Raw genomic sequence first — 14,148 nt, 5'->3', positions numbered from 1 at the left:
AACTCAGGCCAGCTCGAGTTCGCGGGCGATGGCGACCGGGTCCACCGCGATCGGCTTGACCTCGGGCATTCCGGCCAGCGCGTTGTCGGGGTCCTTGAGGCCGTTGCCGGTGACGGTGCACACGACGGTCAGGCCCGAATCCAGCCAGCCCTCCTTGCGCGCGGCGAGCAGACCGGCCACGCTCGCGGCCGACGCGGGCTCGACGAACACGCCCTCGGTCGCGGCGACGAGACGGTACGCGGCGAGAATCTCTTCGTCGGTGGCTGCCCGGAAGGCACCACCGGACTGCTCCTTGGCCTCCATCGCACCGTTCCACGAGGCCGGTGCGCCGATACGGATCGCGGTGGCGACGGTCTCGGGGTCCTTTACCGGAGCACCGTTGACCAGCGGCGCGGCACCGGCGGCCTGCACACCGAGCATGCGCGGCAGCACCTTGGTGATGCCGTCGGCGTGGTATTCGCGGTATCCGCGCCAGTAGGCGGTGATGTTGCCCGCGTTGCCGACGGGCAGCACGTGTACGTCGGGCGCCTTGCCGAGCACATCGCAGATTTCGAAGGAGGCGGTCTTCTGCCCCTCGATGCGGGCCGGGTTCACCGAGTTCACCAGTCCGACCTGCGGGAATTCGGCGGTCACCTTGCGGGCCAGCTCGAGGCAGTCGTCGAAGTTGCCCTCGACCTGGATGATCTTGGCGCCGAGCATCACGGCCTGGGCCAGCTTGCCCATCGCGATCTTGCCCTGCGGGATCAGCACGGCGCATTCCATGCCGGCGCGGGTGGCGTAGGCGGCGGCCGAGGCCGAGGTGTTGCCGGTGGACGCGCACAGCACGGCCTTCTGACCGCGGTACTTCGCGTCGGTCATCGCCATGGTCATGCCGCGGTCCTTGAACGAACCGGTGGGGTTGGCACCCTCGACCTTCAGGTACACCTCGCACCCGGTGAGTTCGGACAGGTGCGTGGCGGGGACCAGCGGAGTACCGCCCTCGAACAGGGTCACCGGCTCCCAATCGGCCGCACCGGCCAAGCGGTCGCGGTAGGCCGCGATCAGGCCGGGCCAGCGCGAGTGCACACCGGCCTGGGGCGCGATGCCAGTGGAGTTCATGATTCTTCGGTGCCTTCCAGTCTGAGAACGCTGGTCACAGCGGTGACGGAATCCATTTCCGCCAGTACCGCGACAGTATCGGCCAGCGACGACTCCACCGCATGGTGGGTGACGACCACGAGCCGGGCGCCGTCGCCGTGACCCTGCTGGCGCACGGTGGAGATGCTCACCCCGTGCTGGGCGAAGGTGTCGGCGACCGCGGCGAGCACGCCGGGACGGTCCTCCACCTGCAGGTTCACGTGGTAGCGGGTGGGGGTGTCACCGATCGGCGCGATCGGCAGCTCAGCATAAACCGATTCGCCGGGTGCGCGACCACCGTAGAACTTGTTGCGGGCCGCCATCACCAGGTCGCCCAGCACCGCCGAGGCGGTCGGCGCGCCGCCCGCGCCCTGCCCGTAGAACATCAGGCGACCGGCGTTGTCGGCCTCCACGACCACGGCATTGAAGGCGCCGTTGACCGAGGCCAGTGGGTGCTTGCGCGGGATGAGCGCCGGGTACACGCGCACCGAGACGCGGTCCTTGCCGCCTTCGGCCGCGCTCGGCTCGCCGGGGACGCGCTCGCAGATGGCGAGCAGCTTCACCGTGCAGCCGACGGCCGAGGCGGTCTCGAGGTCTTCGGCGGTGATCTTGGAGATGCCTTCGCGGTACACGTCGGCGGCGGTGACGCGGGTGTGGAACGCGAGCGAGGCCAGGATCGCGGCCTTGGCGGCGGCGTCGTAGCCCTCCACGTCGGCGGTGGGGTCGGCCTCGGCGTAGCCCAGGTCGGTGGCCTCGGCGAGCACGTCGTCGTAGGCGGCGCCGGTCTCGTCCATCGCGGAGAGGATGAAGTTGGTCGTGCCGTTCACGATGCCGACGACCTTGTTCACCCGGTCACCGGAAAGCGACTGGATCAGCGGACGCACCACCGGGATCGCACCGGCGACCGCGGCCTCGAAGTACAGGTCGGCGCGGCTGCTCTCGGCGGCGGCGGCCAGCTCGCCGGTGTAGTCGGCCAGCAGCGCCTTGTTGGCGGTGACCACGGACTTGCCCGCGGCGAGGGCGTCACCGATGAGCTTGCGGGCCGGGTCGATACCGCCCATAACCTCGACCACCAGGTCCACGTCGTCGCGGGCCAGCAGCGCCTCGGCGTCGGTGGTGAGCAGCTCGGCGGGCAGCCCGCGGTCCTTGGACAGGTCGCGCACGGCGACACCGCGCAGCACCAGCGGCGCGCCGACGCGCGAGCGCAGGTCGTCGGCGTGGTCGCGCAGCACGCGCACCACCTCGGTGCCGACGGTGCCCATGCCGAGCACGGCTACGCCGAGCGGGCGCCCCGCGTCGTTGGTGCCGTTCATCCTTCTACCTCCAGGCTGAGCAGGTCCGCCACCGTTTCCCGGCGCAGAATCAGTCGCGACTCCCCGTCACGCACCGCGACCACGGCGGGTCGGGTGAGCAGGTTGTAGCGACTCGACATCGAATAGCAGTACGCCCCCGTCGCCGCGACCGCGACCAGGTCGCCCGGTCCGGCGTCGGCGGGCATCCACGTGTCGCGGATGACGATATCGCCGCTCTCGCAATGCTTTCCGACCACGCGCGCGACCACGGCGTGCGCGTCGGAGCTCCGCGAGACCAGACGGCAATCGTAATCGGCCTGGTAGAGCGCGGGGCGGATATTGTCGCTCATCCCGCCGTCGACACTCACGTACCGGCGACGCGCGCCACCGTCGAGCTCGACGTCCTTGATGGTGCCCACCTCGTAGAGGGTGACGGTGCCCGGTCCGGCGATCGCGCGGCCCGGTTCGACCGCGATGATCGGCTCGGGCAGCCCGGCGCGGGTGGCTTCGGCGGCGACCAGGTCGCGCAGCTTGGCGGCGAACTCGTCGAGCTCGGGCGGGTTGTCGCTGGGCAGGTAGGCGATGCCGAGGCCGCCGCCCAGGTCGAGGGTGGAGATCTGCGCGGTGCGTTCCACACCGAACTTGTCGATCGCCTCGCGCAGCAGGCCGAGCATGCGGCGGGCCGCGATCTCGAAGCCGTCGAGCTCGAAGATCTGCGAACCGATGTGGCTGTGCAGGCCGACCAGGCGCAGGTTGTCGGCCTCGAAGACGCGGGCAAGGGCTTCCATCGCGTCGCCGCCGGCGATCGAGAAACCGAACTTCTGGTCCTCGTGGGCGGTGGAGATGTACTCGTGCGTGTGCGCTTCGACGCCGACGGTCACGCGGACCAGCACGTCCTGCACCACGCCCGCCGCACCGGCGACGGCTTCCAGGCGTTCGATTTCGTAGAGCGAGTCGACGACCACGTGGCCGACGCCCGCCGCGACGGCAGCTTCCAGCTCGGGGACGGACTTGTTGTTGCCGTGCAACGCAATTCGCTCCGCGGGGAAGCCCGCGTTGAGCGCGATGGCCAGCTCGCCACCGGAGCACACGTCTAGGGAGAGGCCCTCGTCGCGGATCCAGCGGGCGATCTCACCGCACAGGAACGCCTTCGACGCGTAGTGCACGCGAGCGGCGGTACCGAACGCGGCGACCATGTCGCGGCAGCGCGAACGGAAGTCGTCCTCGTCGATCACGAACAGCGGGGTGCCGTACTGCGCGGCCAGCTCGGTGACGGGGATGCCGGCCAACCGCACCACGCCGTCGTCACCGCGCGAGGCGTTGCGCGGCCACACGTGTTCGGGCAGGTCGATCATCTCGCGCGGATCGGTCGGCCGCTCGCCGAGCGTCGGGGCGTGCGGGATCTCGGCGTGCCGAGGCCCGGCGGGGTGTGCACTCATCGTGGTGCGTCCTTCCTGAAAAAGTCTGCGGAGCTCACATGCGCTCCGGTGCGCTCACGCCGAGCAGGGCCAGGCCGTTGGCCAGCACCTGACGGGTCGCCTTCACCAGTTCGAGGCGGGCGGCATTGAGCGGGCTGACGGCGTCGTCGCCCTTGGGCAGCACGCGCATGTCGTCGTCGGACTGGAACGGGTGGTACACCCCGGCCAGTTCTTCGAGGTAGCGGGCGATCCGGTGCGGTTCGCGGGTCTCGGCGGCGGTGGCGACCACGCGCGGGAAATCACCGAGGGTGCGGATCAGGTCACCTTCGCGACTGGACGTCATCAGCGCGAAATCCGGTGTCACAGTGGCGAATTCGGGGTACTTCGCGGCATTGCCGATGATGCTGTTGGTACGCGAGTGCGCGTACTGCACGTAGTACACCGGGTTCTCGCTGCTGGCCTTGGTCCACAGGTCGAGGTCGATGTCGATGCTCGAGTTCACCGAGGACCGCACCAGCGAGTAGCGGGCGGCGTCGACACCGATCTGCTCGACCAGGTCGTTGAGCGTCACCACGGTGCCCGCGCGCTTGCTCATCTTCACGGCCTGGCCGTCCTTGACCAGGTTCACCATCTGCCCGATCAGCACCTCGACGGTGTCGGGATCGTCACCGAAGGCGGCCGCGGCGGCCTTCAACCGGCCGATGTAGCCGTGGTGGTCGGCGCCGAGCATGTAGATGGCCAGGTCGAACCCGCGCGAGCGCTTGTTCTGGAAGTAGGCGATGTCACCGGCGATGTAGGCGGCGGTGCCGTCGCTCTTGAGGACCACCCGGTCCTTGTCGTCACCGAACTCGGTGGAGGCGATCCACCACGCGCCGTCCTTCTCGTACAGGTTGCCCGAGTTCTTGAGCTGCTCGACCGCACGCTCGACGGCGCCGGAGGCGAACAGTTCGCTCTCGTTGAAGTACACGTCGAAATCGGTGCCGAAATCGTGCAGGTCCTGCTTGATCTGGGCGAACATCTGCTGCACGCCCTCGCGCCGGAACAGCTCGTGACGCTGATCGGTGGACAAGGTGAGCGCATCGGGATGCGCGGCGACGATGCTCGCGGCGATCTCCTGGATGTACTCGCCCGCGTAGCCGTCTTCCGGGGTCGGCTCGCCGAGCGCGGCCGCGACCAGCGACTTCGCGAACCGGTCGATCTGGGCGCCGTTGTCGTTGAAGTAGTACTCGCGGGTCACGTCGGCGCCCTCGGCGGCCAGGATGCGGCCGAGCGCGTCACCGACCGCGGCCCAGCGGGTGCCACCGAGGTGGACGGGACCGGTGGGGTTGGCGGAGACGAATTCGAGGTTGATCTTGGTGCCGGTCAGCGCCGAGCCGGTGCCGTAGGTGTCCCCCGCGGTCAGGATCTGGGTGACGATCGCGCCCTGCGCCGACGCGGCCAGGCGGATGTTCAGGAAGCCGGGGCCCGCCACTTCGGCGACCTCGACGCCCTCGGTGGCCGACAGGGCCTCGGCCAGCCAGCCCGCGAGCTCGCGCGGATTCGTTCCCACCCGCTTGGCCACCTGCATCGCCACATTCGTGGCATAGTCGCCGTGTTCGGGGTTGCGCGGACGCTCCACTGTGACCTGCTCGGGCAGGACCGACGAGTCCAGTCCACGTTCGACAAGCACCTTCGCCGCGGTGGTGCGAAGGAGATCTGCAAGGTCAGCTGGAGTCACGAGTCTCTATCCTATTGGCTGGGCGGCTCGCAACCACGACCGCCCGCCACGAACGCACCGATCCATACGTCGAAAGAGCTAACCGAGCGATGCCGAGCAGGACAAGCGCAACATCAGCCAAGGCCGTCCGGGCCGCGGGGAAGTCGTCTCCGTCCCGCAAACCGGGCAAGGGCAAACTTCCGGGCAAGAAGCGCGAAGTGCCCTGGGCCCTCCTCGGCGGCGGCGTGGCCATCGTCGCGTTGATCGGCCTGCTGGCCTACAGCCTGGTGCCCAAGTACATGGACCAGGCAGCCATCCGCGAAGCGCAGACCGACCTGTCCGAGTGGGCGCCCAGCGAGCAGAACCAGGATCCGGCGGCCAAGATCGAGGGCGTCGTGAAGCAGGAGTACCCGGCGGCACTGCACGTCACCGAGACCCAGCGCGTCGCCTACGACAAGTCGCCCGCCTACGGTGGCCCGCACGATGTGGCCTGGGCCAACTGCACCGGCACGGTGTACGCAAAGCCGATCCGCATGGAGAACGCGGTGCACTCGCTCGAGCACGGTGCGGTGTGGATCGCCTACAACCCCGACAAGGTCGACGCGGCCGGGGTGGAGAAGCTGTCGAACTTCGTCAAGGACCGGCCGTACACGATGATGTCGCCGTACCCGGCCCTCGACACCCCCATCGCGCTGCAGTCGTGGGGCCACCAGCTGAAGCTGGACTCGGCCGAGGACGCGCGCATCAAGCAGTTCATCTCCGCGCTGCGCACCAACCCGTACGCGCACCCCGAGGTCGGCGCGAGCTGCTCGAACCCGATCTTCGACGCCAACAACCCGCCGCCGTTCGACTCCTCGCCGTACGGCCCCGACGCCATCCCGATGGACGGCACCGGCGCCAACCAGGACGCGAGCGAACTCGGCGGACTCGGTTCGGGTGTCCCCGGCCTGCCGGGCATCCCGATGCCGGGCGCGCCGGCCGGTCAGTGATGAGTGAAACCACCGACGAACCCACCGGCAGGCGCCCTGCCGGTGCGGTGCTGGTGCTCGGTGCGATCGGCCTGCTCCTGCTCGGTGCCGTAGCGGGTGTGCTGCTGCGGATGCCGCTGGAGAAGGCCGAATCGGCCGCGCCCGGGCCGGTCGACATCGGTTTCAACCAGGACATGTCGGTGCACCACGCCCAGGCCGTCGACATGGCGGGCATCGCGCTGATCGGTTCCACCGACAACGACGTGCGTCGCCTGGCCTACGACATCATGACCACCCAGTCGAACCAGATCGGCCGCATGCAGGGCTGGTTGCAGCTGTGGGACGCCCCGAGCCAGAGCGTCGAGGGTTTCATGGGCTGGATGAGCGAAGCCGACAGCGGACACGGCCACGGCGCGAGCCCGACCACCGCCCATCACAGCCCTGTCGCCGCGATGCCGGGCATGGCGAGCCAGGAGGAGATGACCGCACTGCGCCAGGCCACCGGTCCCGCCCTGGACACGATGTTCCTGCAACTGATGCTGCGCCACCACCAGGGCGGCGTCCCCATGCTCGACTACGCCGCCGAACAGGCCTCGACCACCGCGGTCCGGTCCCTCGCGGCCACCATGTCGAAGACCCAGTCCGGCGAATCGACCCTGATGACCACCATGCTCACCACCCGAGGCGCCACCCCCCTCCCCCTCGGTTGACCCCGGTGTCCGGCCGGGATCAACCCCCCGGTCGGGCACCGTTTTTGGCGCACCGCACCCGATGCGATACGCTGTCGCTGCCCGATCGCCCCACCGGCGACCGGCATCTATCCCGCCCTCGTAGCTCAGGGGATAGAGCGTCTGCCTCCGGAGCAGAAGGCCGCAGGTTCGAATCCTGCCGAGGGCACACCTGAGAAAGGCCCCCGACCAGCGTTGAAGCGGTCGGGGGCCTTTCTCGTCCGCGAGGTCACCCGAAATCCGACATTGTCGAGATGATCATGATCATGACGACCACGCGCGCTACCCGGTGAACAGCGATCGCGATGGTGACAATCGCGACTGCGAGCGCGGCCAGGCCGAGCCGGGTTTCTTGTTCCGCACCGCCGAGGGCGCGGATCGCCAGCACGAACGCGACGCCGGCGAGAATCCCGGGGATCGCACAGTAGATCAGCGCGTAACCGAGCTCGTAGAAGTCGAGCGGGGAACGCAGTCGGTACATGACCAACGCCGAGACCGCCGCCGACAAGGCAAAGGCCATCGCGGCGCGCGCCGACCGGGTCGACCCACGCCATACCTGTAAGAGCGCATTCTCCGATGGCACAGGCTCTTTCATGCGTCGATGACTACAGCAGCGATGGCCCGCTGTACACCCCGAGGCCGGTATGCGGGCAGTCCGACCTGGATTCCGACGGGCGAAATCGGCAGGCTACGGTACGTCGGAAACATCAGCAGGACTCGAAGCCGCCTCCGGCCCATGAGTGCCACAGGTTCGAATCCCGCCGAGGGCACATCGCGTTCCAAGCCCCGTCCGTTCGGTCGGGGCCTTGTCGGTTCATCGCAGTTGTTCATCAGGTTGTACGCACGGTTCCACAGGTTTCGGGGCCCTGTCCCCGGTGACAGCAGGAGCGGGCATGACTAATCCATCAGACGGGTTCGGGGACCAGCCCCAGCCGGGGCAACCACAGCCGGGGCAACCACCGGCTGGGCAGCCACAGGGCGGGCAACCGCAGCCGGGCTATCCGGGGGCGGGTGGTCCGCCGCCCGGCGGCTTCGGGGCGCAAGCGGGGCCGCCGCCGAAGAAGAAGCGGACCGGGTTGTTCATCGGGTTGGGGGTATTGGCGCTGGTCGTACTGGGTGCGCTGGCGGCGGGGGTGGTGCTCACCGTGCAGGGGCGCACGCCGCTGGCCTCGGACGACAAGAAGATCGAGGTGGCGATTCGCGACTTCTACGACACGCTCGATTCCGACGGGTTCATCGCCGCGTCCGAACTGGCGTGCGCCGCTGATCGGGCCGAGATCGAAAACCTCACCCCGGAGCAGCGCAAACAGTTCGACACCGCGACGGTGTCGGCGCGCATCGACGACGTGCGCGACATCGTCATCACCGGCGACGACGCGGAAGCCACCGTGGTCGGTCAGCTGACCCTCTCGGTCGAAGGCGAGGAGCCCGACACCGAGGACAGCACCGAGGAACACCTCACCAAAGAAGACGGCACCTGGAAGATCTGCTCGGCCCCGGCCAACAAGCACTGACATTGCGATCACCGTGATCGCAACCCTGGGCACACCCGCCACGCACCGGCATCATCAATGGCGAGGCGGGCGTGGCTGAGAGGTTTAGGCGACGGTCTGCAAAGCCGTTCACGTGGGTTCGATTCCCGCCGCTCGCTCTATGCGGAACGTGGCCCGGTTCGTGACATGATCGAAAACATGTCACGAACCGGACCGCTACCCCGAGACCCGATCGCCGAGGCACACCGGCAATGGATCGAGCACGGCTGGGGATCGGTCGCCGACGGCATGGCCCTTGTCACCTCCCTGGTCCGGGCCCAGCAGATCGTGATGGCCCGCGTCGACGAGGCCCTCAAACCCTCAGGACTCACCTTCTCCCGCTACGAACTGCTGCAGCTGCTCAGTTTCAGCCGCACGGGCGCACTGCCGATGGCCAAAGCCAGCGCGCGCCTGCAGGTGCACCCCACCAGCGTCACCAATACGGTCGACCGGCTGGAAGCGGCCGGACTTGTCGAGCGCGTACCACATCCGAGCGACCGCCGTGCCACGCTCATCGAAATCACCTCCGCCGGAAGGAAATCCGTCGCCGAGGCGACCGAGGCGTTGAACGCGCAGGTTTTCGCCGAACCGGGCCTGGCACCGGGCGAGAGCAGACAACTGCTCGAACTGCTCGCCCGGTTCCGCCATGCCGCCGGGGATTTCGACGACACGGCAAACCTCGCATTCCACGCGACCTGAGGGACTGAGCCGCGAATCGCGGGCCGACTCGCTTGGCAGGTAGCGCGAAAAGGTCCACCATGTAGCGCATGGTGCTGGTCCTCGGGGTGTCGGCGGGAGCGGGTGGGGCCCGTGCCGTGCTCAACCACACCGACCAACCGCATCTACCGCCGCTCGATCGCGTGCGCATCCCGCGCCGCGCGGGCGCCTCGGTGGAGGAATCGGTGCTCGCGGCGATCCGCCGGATGCGGGTGGCGGCCATCGCCCGCGACGAGTGCGTCACCGCCACCGTCGTCACCTGCCGCAGCGATCTGCACGGCGACGCCATCCGCGCGGCGGCGGGCCCCTCGGTGACGATCGTCGACGAACCCCTCGCCCAGCTGCGCTACCTGCGTTTCACCGGCCTGCTGCCCGACACCGATTCGGTGATGCTCTACGACCTGGGCAGTTCCGGCCTCACCGTCACCCACGCCGACTGCCGCACCGACACCATCCTGGCCAGTCAGCGCAGCACCGTCCTGAGCGGCGACGGGTACGACGCACTGCTGCGCTGGCAACTGGCACGAGGCGGCGTCGCGGCCGACCGCCGCACCACCCGCACACACCGTGAAATGCTCAGCCGCGCAAGGGTTGTCACCGCCACCGACGCCGACACCGGCGAGCGCGCCGTGGTGACCCGCAGCGATCTGGCCGCCTTGTGCGAAGCGGGACTGCATCATTCGGCATCGTTCGTGCGGAAGATGATCGAGGACACCGGCGTACGACCCGGTGCGCTCGTCCTGCTCGGTGGATGCGTCCGCAACCCGGCGCTGCGGCACGCCGTGGGTCAGCTGGTCGACCTGCCGATCGTGTACGACCCTGAGCCGGAATATGTTTCGGCACGCGGCGCGGTGCTGCTCGCCGCCAGGAAACCGTCGCGCCTGCGCATGCCACGGCTGCGGGCGGGCGCGACGGCCGACCCGGTCGCACCGGCCGGCCCCGGTCGGCGCAAATTCCTCGCCGCCGTAGCGGTGACGGCGACCCTGGGCGGCGCGGTCGCCGGGCTGCTCGGCACCGACGACCGGGCGGAAGAGAAGACCCCGCCCACGCCCGCCCAGTTCATCGACGGCTCGCTACCCGCGAAATAACTAGCTGTTGGTGAAGTTCGGCGGCCGCTTCTCGGTGAAGGCGGCCATGCCTTCCTTCTGGTCGTCGGTCGCGAACAGCGAGTGGAACGCCCGGCGCTCGAACAGCAGGCCTTCGGCCAAGCTGGTCTCGAAGGACCGGTTCACCGCGGCCTTGGCGAGCATGGCCGCGGGCAGCGACATACTCGCGATGGTCTGCGCCGCTTCGAGCGCGGTATCGAGCAGCTGGTCGGCGGGCACGATGCGCGATACGACACCGGCCCGTTCGGCCTCCTCGACGCCCATGTTGCGGCCGGTGAGGATGAGGTCCATCGCCTTGGCCTTGCCGACCGCGCGGGTGAGCCGCTGCGAACCGCCCATGCCGGGGATGACACCGAGCTTGATCTCGGGCTGACCGAACTTGGCGGTGTCGGCGGCGATCAGGATGTCGCACATCATCGCCACCTCACAGCCACCACCCAGCGCGTAACCGGCGACGGCGGCGATGGTCGGCTTGCGGAAGTTCGCCAGGCGGTCCCAGCCGGCGAAGGTGTCGGCCAGGAACATGTCCATGTAGGACTTGGTCGCCATCTCCTTGATGTCGGCACCGGCGGCGAACGCCTTCTCCGAACCGGTGAGGACGACGGCGCCGATCGAATCGTCGCGCTCGAGTTCGTCGAGCGCGGCGGTGATGTCCGCGAGCACCTGCGCGTTGAGGGCGTTAAGGGCCTTGGGACGGTTCAGCGTGATCCAGCCGACCCCGCCCTTGCCGTCGCTGCCGCCCTTGCGTTCCAACAGAATCGTCTCGAACTCGCTCATAGTCTGCAGACGATACCGAGCGGCGCCGCCACCGGACTACACGGGCAAACCGAGTTCGCGGTCGCCGAGCGGGGCGAAGTAGGCGTCGACCTGCGCGTCGGTGACCTCGGCGAGGGTCGCGGGCGACCAGCGTGGCGTGCGGTCCTTGTCGATCACCTGGGCGCGGATGCCCTCGGCCAGGTCGTGGGTGCTCAGCGCGGCCACGGTGATCCGGAATTCGACGTTGAGAGCGGCGGCCAGGCTGAGCCGACGGGCGTTGCGCAGGGCGCGCAGCGTCGCCTTCACCGCGACCGGCGACTTGGCGAGGATGTCCTCGGCGGCCTTGGTCGCCTCGGGGAGGTCGGCCGCGCGCAGGGCCGCGATGATCTCCTCGACCGTGTCGGCGCGGTAGCAGCGGTCGATCCAGTCGGCGTGCGCGGCCAGCTCGGATTCCGGTGCGGGCGTGGCGAATCGGGCGATGGCCGCGTCGGCGGGAGTGGTGCGCAGGGCGTCGAGGAGCGCGGGCAGGTCGGCCGAGGGCACGAAGGTGTCGGCGAAACCGGCGACGATCGCGTCACCCGCGCCCATCCGCGCGGTGGTGAGGGCGACGTGGGTGCCCAGCTCGCCGGGTGTGTGCGAGAGCAGGTAGGTGCCGCCGACATCGGGAACGAAACCGATGCCGGCCTCCGGCATGCCGATCTGCGAGCGTTCGGTGACGATGCGATGGCTGCCGTGCGCCGAGACACCGACGCCACCGCCCATCACGATGCCGTCCATGATCGCCACATAGGGCTTGGGGTAGCTGTCGATCAGCTCGTTGAGCAGGTATTCGTCGCGCCAGAACGCGGCCGCCGCAGTGTCGAGCGGGGCGGGCGCGCCGGGGGCGCCGTCGTTGATCGCCTTGGCGTCGCGATGGATGGCGACGATGTCGCCGCCCGCGCACAGGCCACGTTCACCCGCACCGACGATGGCGACGGTGTCGATGGTCGGGTCGGTCGCCCAGGCACGCAGGGCGTCGGTGACGGCCAGGCTCATCGCGTGGTTGAGTGCGTTGATGGCCCTCGGCCGGTTCAGCGTGATCAGACCGAGCCGGTCGCGGACCTCGAACAACACTTCGGCTTCACCCATGTCCGTCACGATAAAGTCGGATGTCCGAGTACCCGCAGCCGCGAGGTGCGAGTTGTGACCCATTCCACGCCGGTGCGTGGGGCAGAATCGGCGCATGGGCACCGACAACTTCGCACGGATATCCCGGCTGCGCGCGCTGATCGACCATGCGAACACCGGTGCGGGCGAACGCGCGACCGCCCAGCGCATGCTCGACCGGCTGTTGCGAAAAACCAGTGGCGGCAACCCTTCTCGACCTTCGGATCGGGTCTACGGTGAGCGGCACCACCGACCGGGCAGACACGCGACCACGGCCGCCATCGTGGAGTCGGTGCGCGAGGACATCTCCTTCGCGCGCACCTTCGCCCCCGGTGCGCCCGGTGAGGTGATCGTGCACAGCCCACTGGCCGCAGCGCCGGCCGAACTCACGGTCGCGGTGACCACGCCCTTCGCCGACCAGATCGTCGTCACGATCGACGACATCCCGCCACAGTGGGGTTGGGAGTCCGACGAGTTCGACCGCATCGTCGCCACCCGCGACCTGCGCGCCCTCGCCGACGAACTGGCCGAGATCATCGACGCCTACAACCACTACGGCCCCGACGTGGGCCCCCGCTTCTTCCGCACCATCCGCGCCCAGCAGACAACCCTCATCCGCTGACTATCCGCCGCCGTGGAAGGTGGCCCGGTACGCCGAGGGGCTGGTGCCCAGCGATCGCGCGAAGTGCTGACGCAGGGAGGCGCCGGTACCGAACCCGGCCCGCTCGGCGATCTGGTCGACACCGAGCGTGGTCTGCTCGAGCAACTGCCTCGCCCTGATCAGCCGCTGTGCGGCGAGCCAGGCTCCCGGCGACATCCCGGTCTCGCGCCGGAATCTGCGGGTGAAAGTCCGCGGACTCATGGTGGCGTGCTCGGCGAGAACGCGCAGGGTGAGCGGCCGATCCAAGTGGTTCAGTGCCCATACCCGGGTGCGGCTGGTCGTCGATTCGTCCTCGGCCGGGAGCGGTAGATCGATGAACTGCGCCTGGCCGCCTTCGCGATAGGGCGGCACGACCGTGCGCCGTGCGACGTCACCGGCGACGGCCGCGCCGTGGTCGGTGCGGATCAAATGCAGGCACAGGTCGATGCCTGCCGCTTCGCCCGCCGCGGTGAAGATGCCGTCGTCCTCGGTGAACAGCACGGCGGCGTCGATACGCACTGCCGGGAAGGCCGCGCGGAGCCGGTCGGCGGACAGCCAGTGGGTCGTCGCGCGGCGCCCGTCGAGCAGGCCTGCGCGGGCCAGTACGAACGCGCCCGTACAGATCGACGCGATCCGGCGACCCGCCGCACGTGCCAGGCGCAGCTGCTCGGCGACCTGGTCCTGCGCGGCGTCGCTGACCTCGTCGAGCTCGTGCGAGGCCGGGACGACGATGGTGTCGGCGGTGGTGAGCGCCGCGCTGCCGTGCTCGACGGCGATGGCGAAATCGGCGTCCGTGCGCACGAGGCCCGGTTCGATCGCGCAGGTCAGCACCTCGTAGAGGCGCTCGCCGTCGGCGGAGCGGGCCGAGCCGAAGATCTGGTGCACGATGCCGAGCTCCATCGGCATCACCCCGGTACGAGCCAGGACCGCGACCCGATGGACAGCCATGGCCCGATCCTTTCACATATCGGCTTTCCGGCCACTGGTGTGCGTGTGCCGGACTCGGCAGCCTGGGAAGCACGAACGAGCTACC

At 69.1% G+C, this 14,148-nt stretch carries 14 protein-coding genes and 2 tRNA genes; 8 read left to right on the top strand and 8 right to left on the bottom strand.

Annotated elements, in window-relative coordinates:
• Window positions 1–3 precede the first annotated feature (3 nt).
• The 4 genes from thrC to argS are packed head-to-tail and all read right to left on the bottom strand — an operon-like array spanning window position 4 to window position 5,543.
• On the bottom strand, window positions 4–1,098 hold the full coding sequence (thrC, locus tag LDL21_RS25895) for a threonine synthase (protein WP_181697481.1): 1,095 nt from the start codon (window positions 1,096–1,098) through the stop codon (window positions 4–6).
• Window positions 1,095–2,429: a homoserine dehydrogenase gene (locus LDL21_RS25890; RefSeq protein ID WP_067641542.1), complete on the bottom strand. Its 1,335-nt coding sequence runs from the start codon at window positions 2,427–2,429 to the stop codon at window positions 1,095–1,097. The genes thrC and LDL21_RS25890 overlap by 4 nt, the downstream gene beginning before the upstream one ends.
• Complete coding sequence (gene lysA / locus LDL21_RS25885; RefSeq protein ID WP_067641540.1) at window positions 2,426–3,847, bottom strand: diaminopimelate decarboxylase; 1,422 nt, start codon at window positions 3,845–3,847, stop codon at window positions 2,426–2,428. The genes LDL21_RS25890 and lysA overlap by 4 nt, the downstream gene beginning before the upstream one ends.
• Before the next feature lie 34 nt (window positions 3,848–3,881).
• Window positions 3,882–5,543: an arginine--tRNA ligase gene (argS, locus tag LDL21_RS25880; RefSeq protein ID WP_225282116.1), complete on the bottom strand. Its 1,662-nt coding sequence runs from the start codon at window positions 5,541–5,543 to the stop codon at window positions 3,882–3,884.
• Window positions 5,544–5,632: 89 nt separating this feature from the next.
• Here argS and LDL21_RS25875 point away from each other — a divergent pair, with 89 nt between their 5' ends.
• The 3 genes from LDL21_RS25875 (at window position 5,633) to LDL21_RS25865 (ending at window position 7,387) form a co-directional block, all read left to right on the top strand.
• Window positions 5,633–6,511, top strand: a complete 879-nt coding sequence (locus tag LDL21_RS25875; RefSeq protein WP_225282115.1) for a thioredoxin-like domain-containing protein — start codon at window positions 5,633–5,635, stop codon at window positions 6,509–6,511.
• Window positions 6,511–7,200 carry a DUF305 domain-containing protein gene (locus LDL21_RS25870; RefSeq protein ID WP_225282114.1) on the top strand — a complete coding sequence of 230 codons (690 nt, stop codon included), beginning with the start codon at window positions 6,511–6,513 and terminating at the stop codon, window positions 7,198–7,200. Before LDL21_RS25875 ends, LDL21_RS25870 begins: the two co-directional genes overlap by 1 nt.
• A gap of 114 nt (window positions 7,201–7,314) precedes the next feature.
• A tRNA-Arg gene (locus LDL21_RS25865) sits at window positions 7,315–7,387 on the top strand.
• A gap of 60 nt (window positions 7,388–7,447) precedes the next feature.
• Here the strand turns inward: LDL21_RS25865 and LDL21_RS25860 are convergent.
• Complete coding sequence (locus tag LDL21_RS25860; RefSeq protein ID WP_225282113.1) at window positions 7,448–7,813, bottom strand: hypothetical protein; 366 nt, start codon at window positions 7,811–7,813, stop codon at window positions 7,448–7,450.
• A 298-nt stretch (window positions 7,814–8,111) separates the two neighbouring features.
• Between LDL21_RS25860 and LDL21_RS25855 the strand changes: the two genes are divergently transcribed.
• From LDL21_RS25855 to LDL21_RS25840, 4 genes are all read left to right on the top strand, one after another.
• Window positions 8,112–8,732: an Rv0361 family membrane protein gene (locus LDL21_RS25855; RefSeq protein ID WP_225282112.1), complete on the top strand. Its 621-nt coding sequence runs from the start codon at window positions 8,112–8,114 to the stop codon at window positions 8,730–8,732.
• A gap of 65 nt (window positions 8,733–8,797) precedes the next feature.
• A tRNA-Cys gene (locus LDL21_RS25850) sits at window positions 8,798–8,869 on the top strand.
• Between the two features lie 40 nt (window positions 8,870–8,909).
• The gene (locus LDL21_RS25845) at window positions 8,910–9,449 is read left to right on the top strand and encodes a MarR family winged helix-turn-helix transcriptional regulator (protein ID WP_225282111.1); all 540 of its coding nucleotides are present in this window, start codon (window positions 8,910–8,912) and stop codon (window positions 9,447–9,449) included.
• A 68-nt stretch (window positions 9,450–9,517) separates the two neighbouring features.
• Window positions 9,518–10,555 (top strand): Hsp70 family protein, encoded by a 1,038-nt coding sequence (locus tag LDL21_RS25840; protein WP_225282110.1) that lies wholly within the window; start codon window positions 9,518–9,520, stop codon window positions 10,553–10,555.
• On the opposite strand, the gene LDL21_RS25835 is transcribed toward LDL21_RS25840, so the two are convergent.
• A complete protein-coding gene (locus tag LDL21_RS25835) occupies window positions 10,556–11,350 on the bottom strand; it encodes an enoyl-CoA hydratase (protein ID WP_067641528.1) in 795 nt (264 codons plus the stop codon).
• A gap of 36 nt (window positions 11,351–11,386) precedes the next feature.
• Window positions 11,387–12,457, bottom strand: coding sequence for an enoyl-CoA hydratase/isomerase family protein (locus LDL21_RS25830; protein WP_225282109.1), 1,071 nt, complete (start codon window positions 12,455–12,457; stop codon window positions 11,387–11,389).
• A 94-nt stretch (window positions 12,458–12,551) separates the two neighbouring features.
• Between LDL21_RS25830 and LDL21_RS25825 the strand changes: the two genes are divergently transcribed.
• The gene (locus tag LDL21_RS25825; RefSeq protein WP_181697492.1) at window positions 12,552–13,097 is read left to right on the top strand and encodes a hypothetical protein; all 546 of its coding nucleotides are present in this window, start codon (window positions 12,552–12,554) and stop codon (window positions 13,095–13,097) included.
• Here the strand turns inward: LDL21_RS25825 and LDL21_RS25820 are convergent, their stop codons facing one another.
• Window positions 13,098–14,063, bottom strand: a complete 966-nt coding sequence (locus LDL21_RS25820) for a GlxA family transcriptional regulator (RefSeq protein ID WP_225282108.1) — start codon at window positions 14,061–14,063, stop codon at window positions 13,098–13,100. It abuts the gene before it with no gap.
• Between the last annotated feature and the right edge of the window lie 85 nt (window positions 14,064–14,148).

Source organism: Nocardia rosealba (assembly GCF_020216065.1).
GTDB lineage: Bacteria > Actinomycetota > Actinomycetes > Mycobacteriales > Mycobacteriaceae > Nocardia > Nocardia rosealba.
The sequence above is the reverse complement of the archived record's forward strand: the minus strand, read 5'-3'. Positions and strand labels throughout refer to the sequence as shown.

Coding starts and splice junctions, on each gene's coding strand:
- LDL21_RS25860 (WP_225282113.1), bottom strand. CDS start 7,813: ATGAAAGAGCCTGTGCCATCGGAGAATGCGCTCTTACAGGTATGGCGT.
- lysA (WP_067641540.1), bottom strand. CDS start 3,847: ATGAGTGCACACCCCGCCGGGCCTCGGCACGCCGAGATCCCGCACGCC.
- LDL21_RS25890 (WP_067641542.1), bottom strand. CDS start 2,429: ATGAACGGCACCAACGACGCGGGGCGCCCGCTCGGCGTAGCCGTGCTC.
- LDL21_RS25840 (WP_225282110.1), top strand. CDS start 9,518: ATGGTGCTGGTCCTCGGGGTGTCGGCGGGAGCGGGTGGGGCCCGTGCC.
- LDL21_RS25855 (WP_225282112.1), top strand. CDS start 8,112: ATGACTAATCCATCAGACGGGTTCGGGGACCAGCCCCAGCCGGGGCAA.
- LDL21_RS25845 (WP_225282111.1), top strand. CDS start 8,910: ATGTCACGAACCGGACCGCTACCCCGAGACCCGATCGCCGAGGCACAC.
- LDL21_RS25835 (WP_067641528.1), bottom strand. CDS start 11,350: ATGAGCGAGTTCGAGACGATTCTGTTGGAACGCAAGGGCGGCAGCGAC.
- LDL21_RS25875 (WP_225282115.1), top strand. CDS start 5,633: ATGCCGAGCAGGACAAGCGCAACATCAGCCAAGGCCGTCCGGGCCGCG.
- LDL21_RS25870 (WP_225282114.1), top strand. CDS start 6,511: ATGAGTGAAACCACCGACGAACCCACCGGCAGGCGCCCTGCCGGTGCG.
- thrC (WP_181697481.1), bottom strand. CDS start 1,098: ATGAACTCCACTGGCATCGCGCCCCAGGCCGGTGTGCACTCGCGCTGG.
- LDL21_RS25825 (WP_181697492.1), top strand. CDS start 12,552: ATGGGCACCGACAACTTCGCACGGATATCCCGGCTGCGCGCGCTGATC.
- LDL21_RS25830 (WP_225282109.1), bottom strand. CDS start 12,457: ATGGGTGAAGCCGAAGTGTTGTTCGAGGTCCGCGACCGGCTCGGTCTG.
- LDL21_RS25820 (WP_225282108.1), bottom strand. CDS start 14,063: ATGGCTGTCCATCGGGTCGCGGTCCTGGCTCGTACCGGGGTGATGCCG.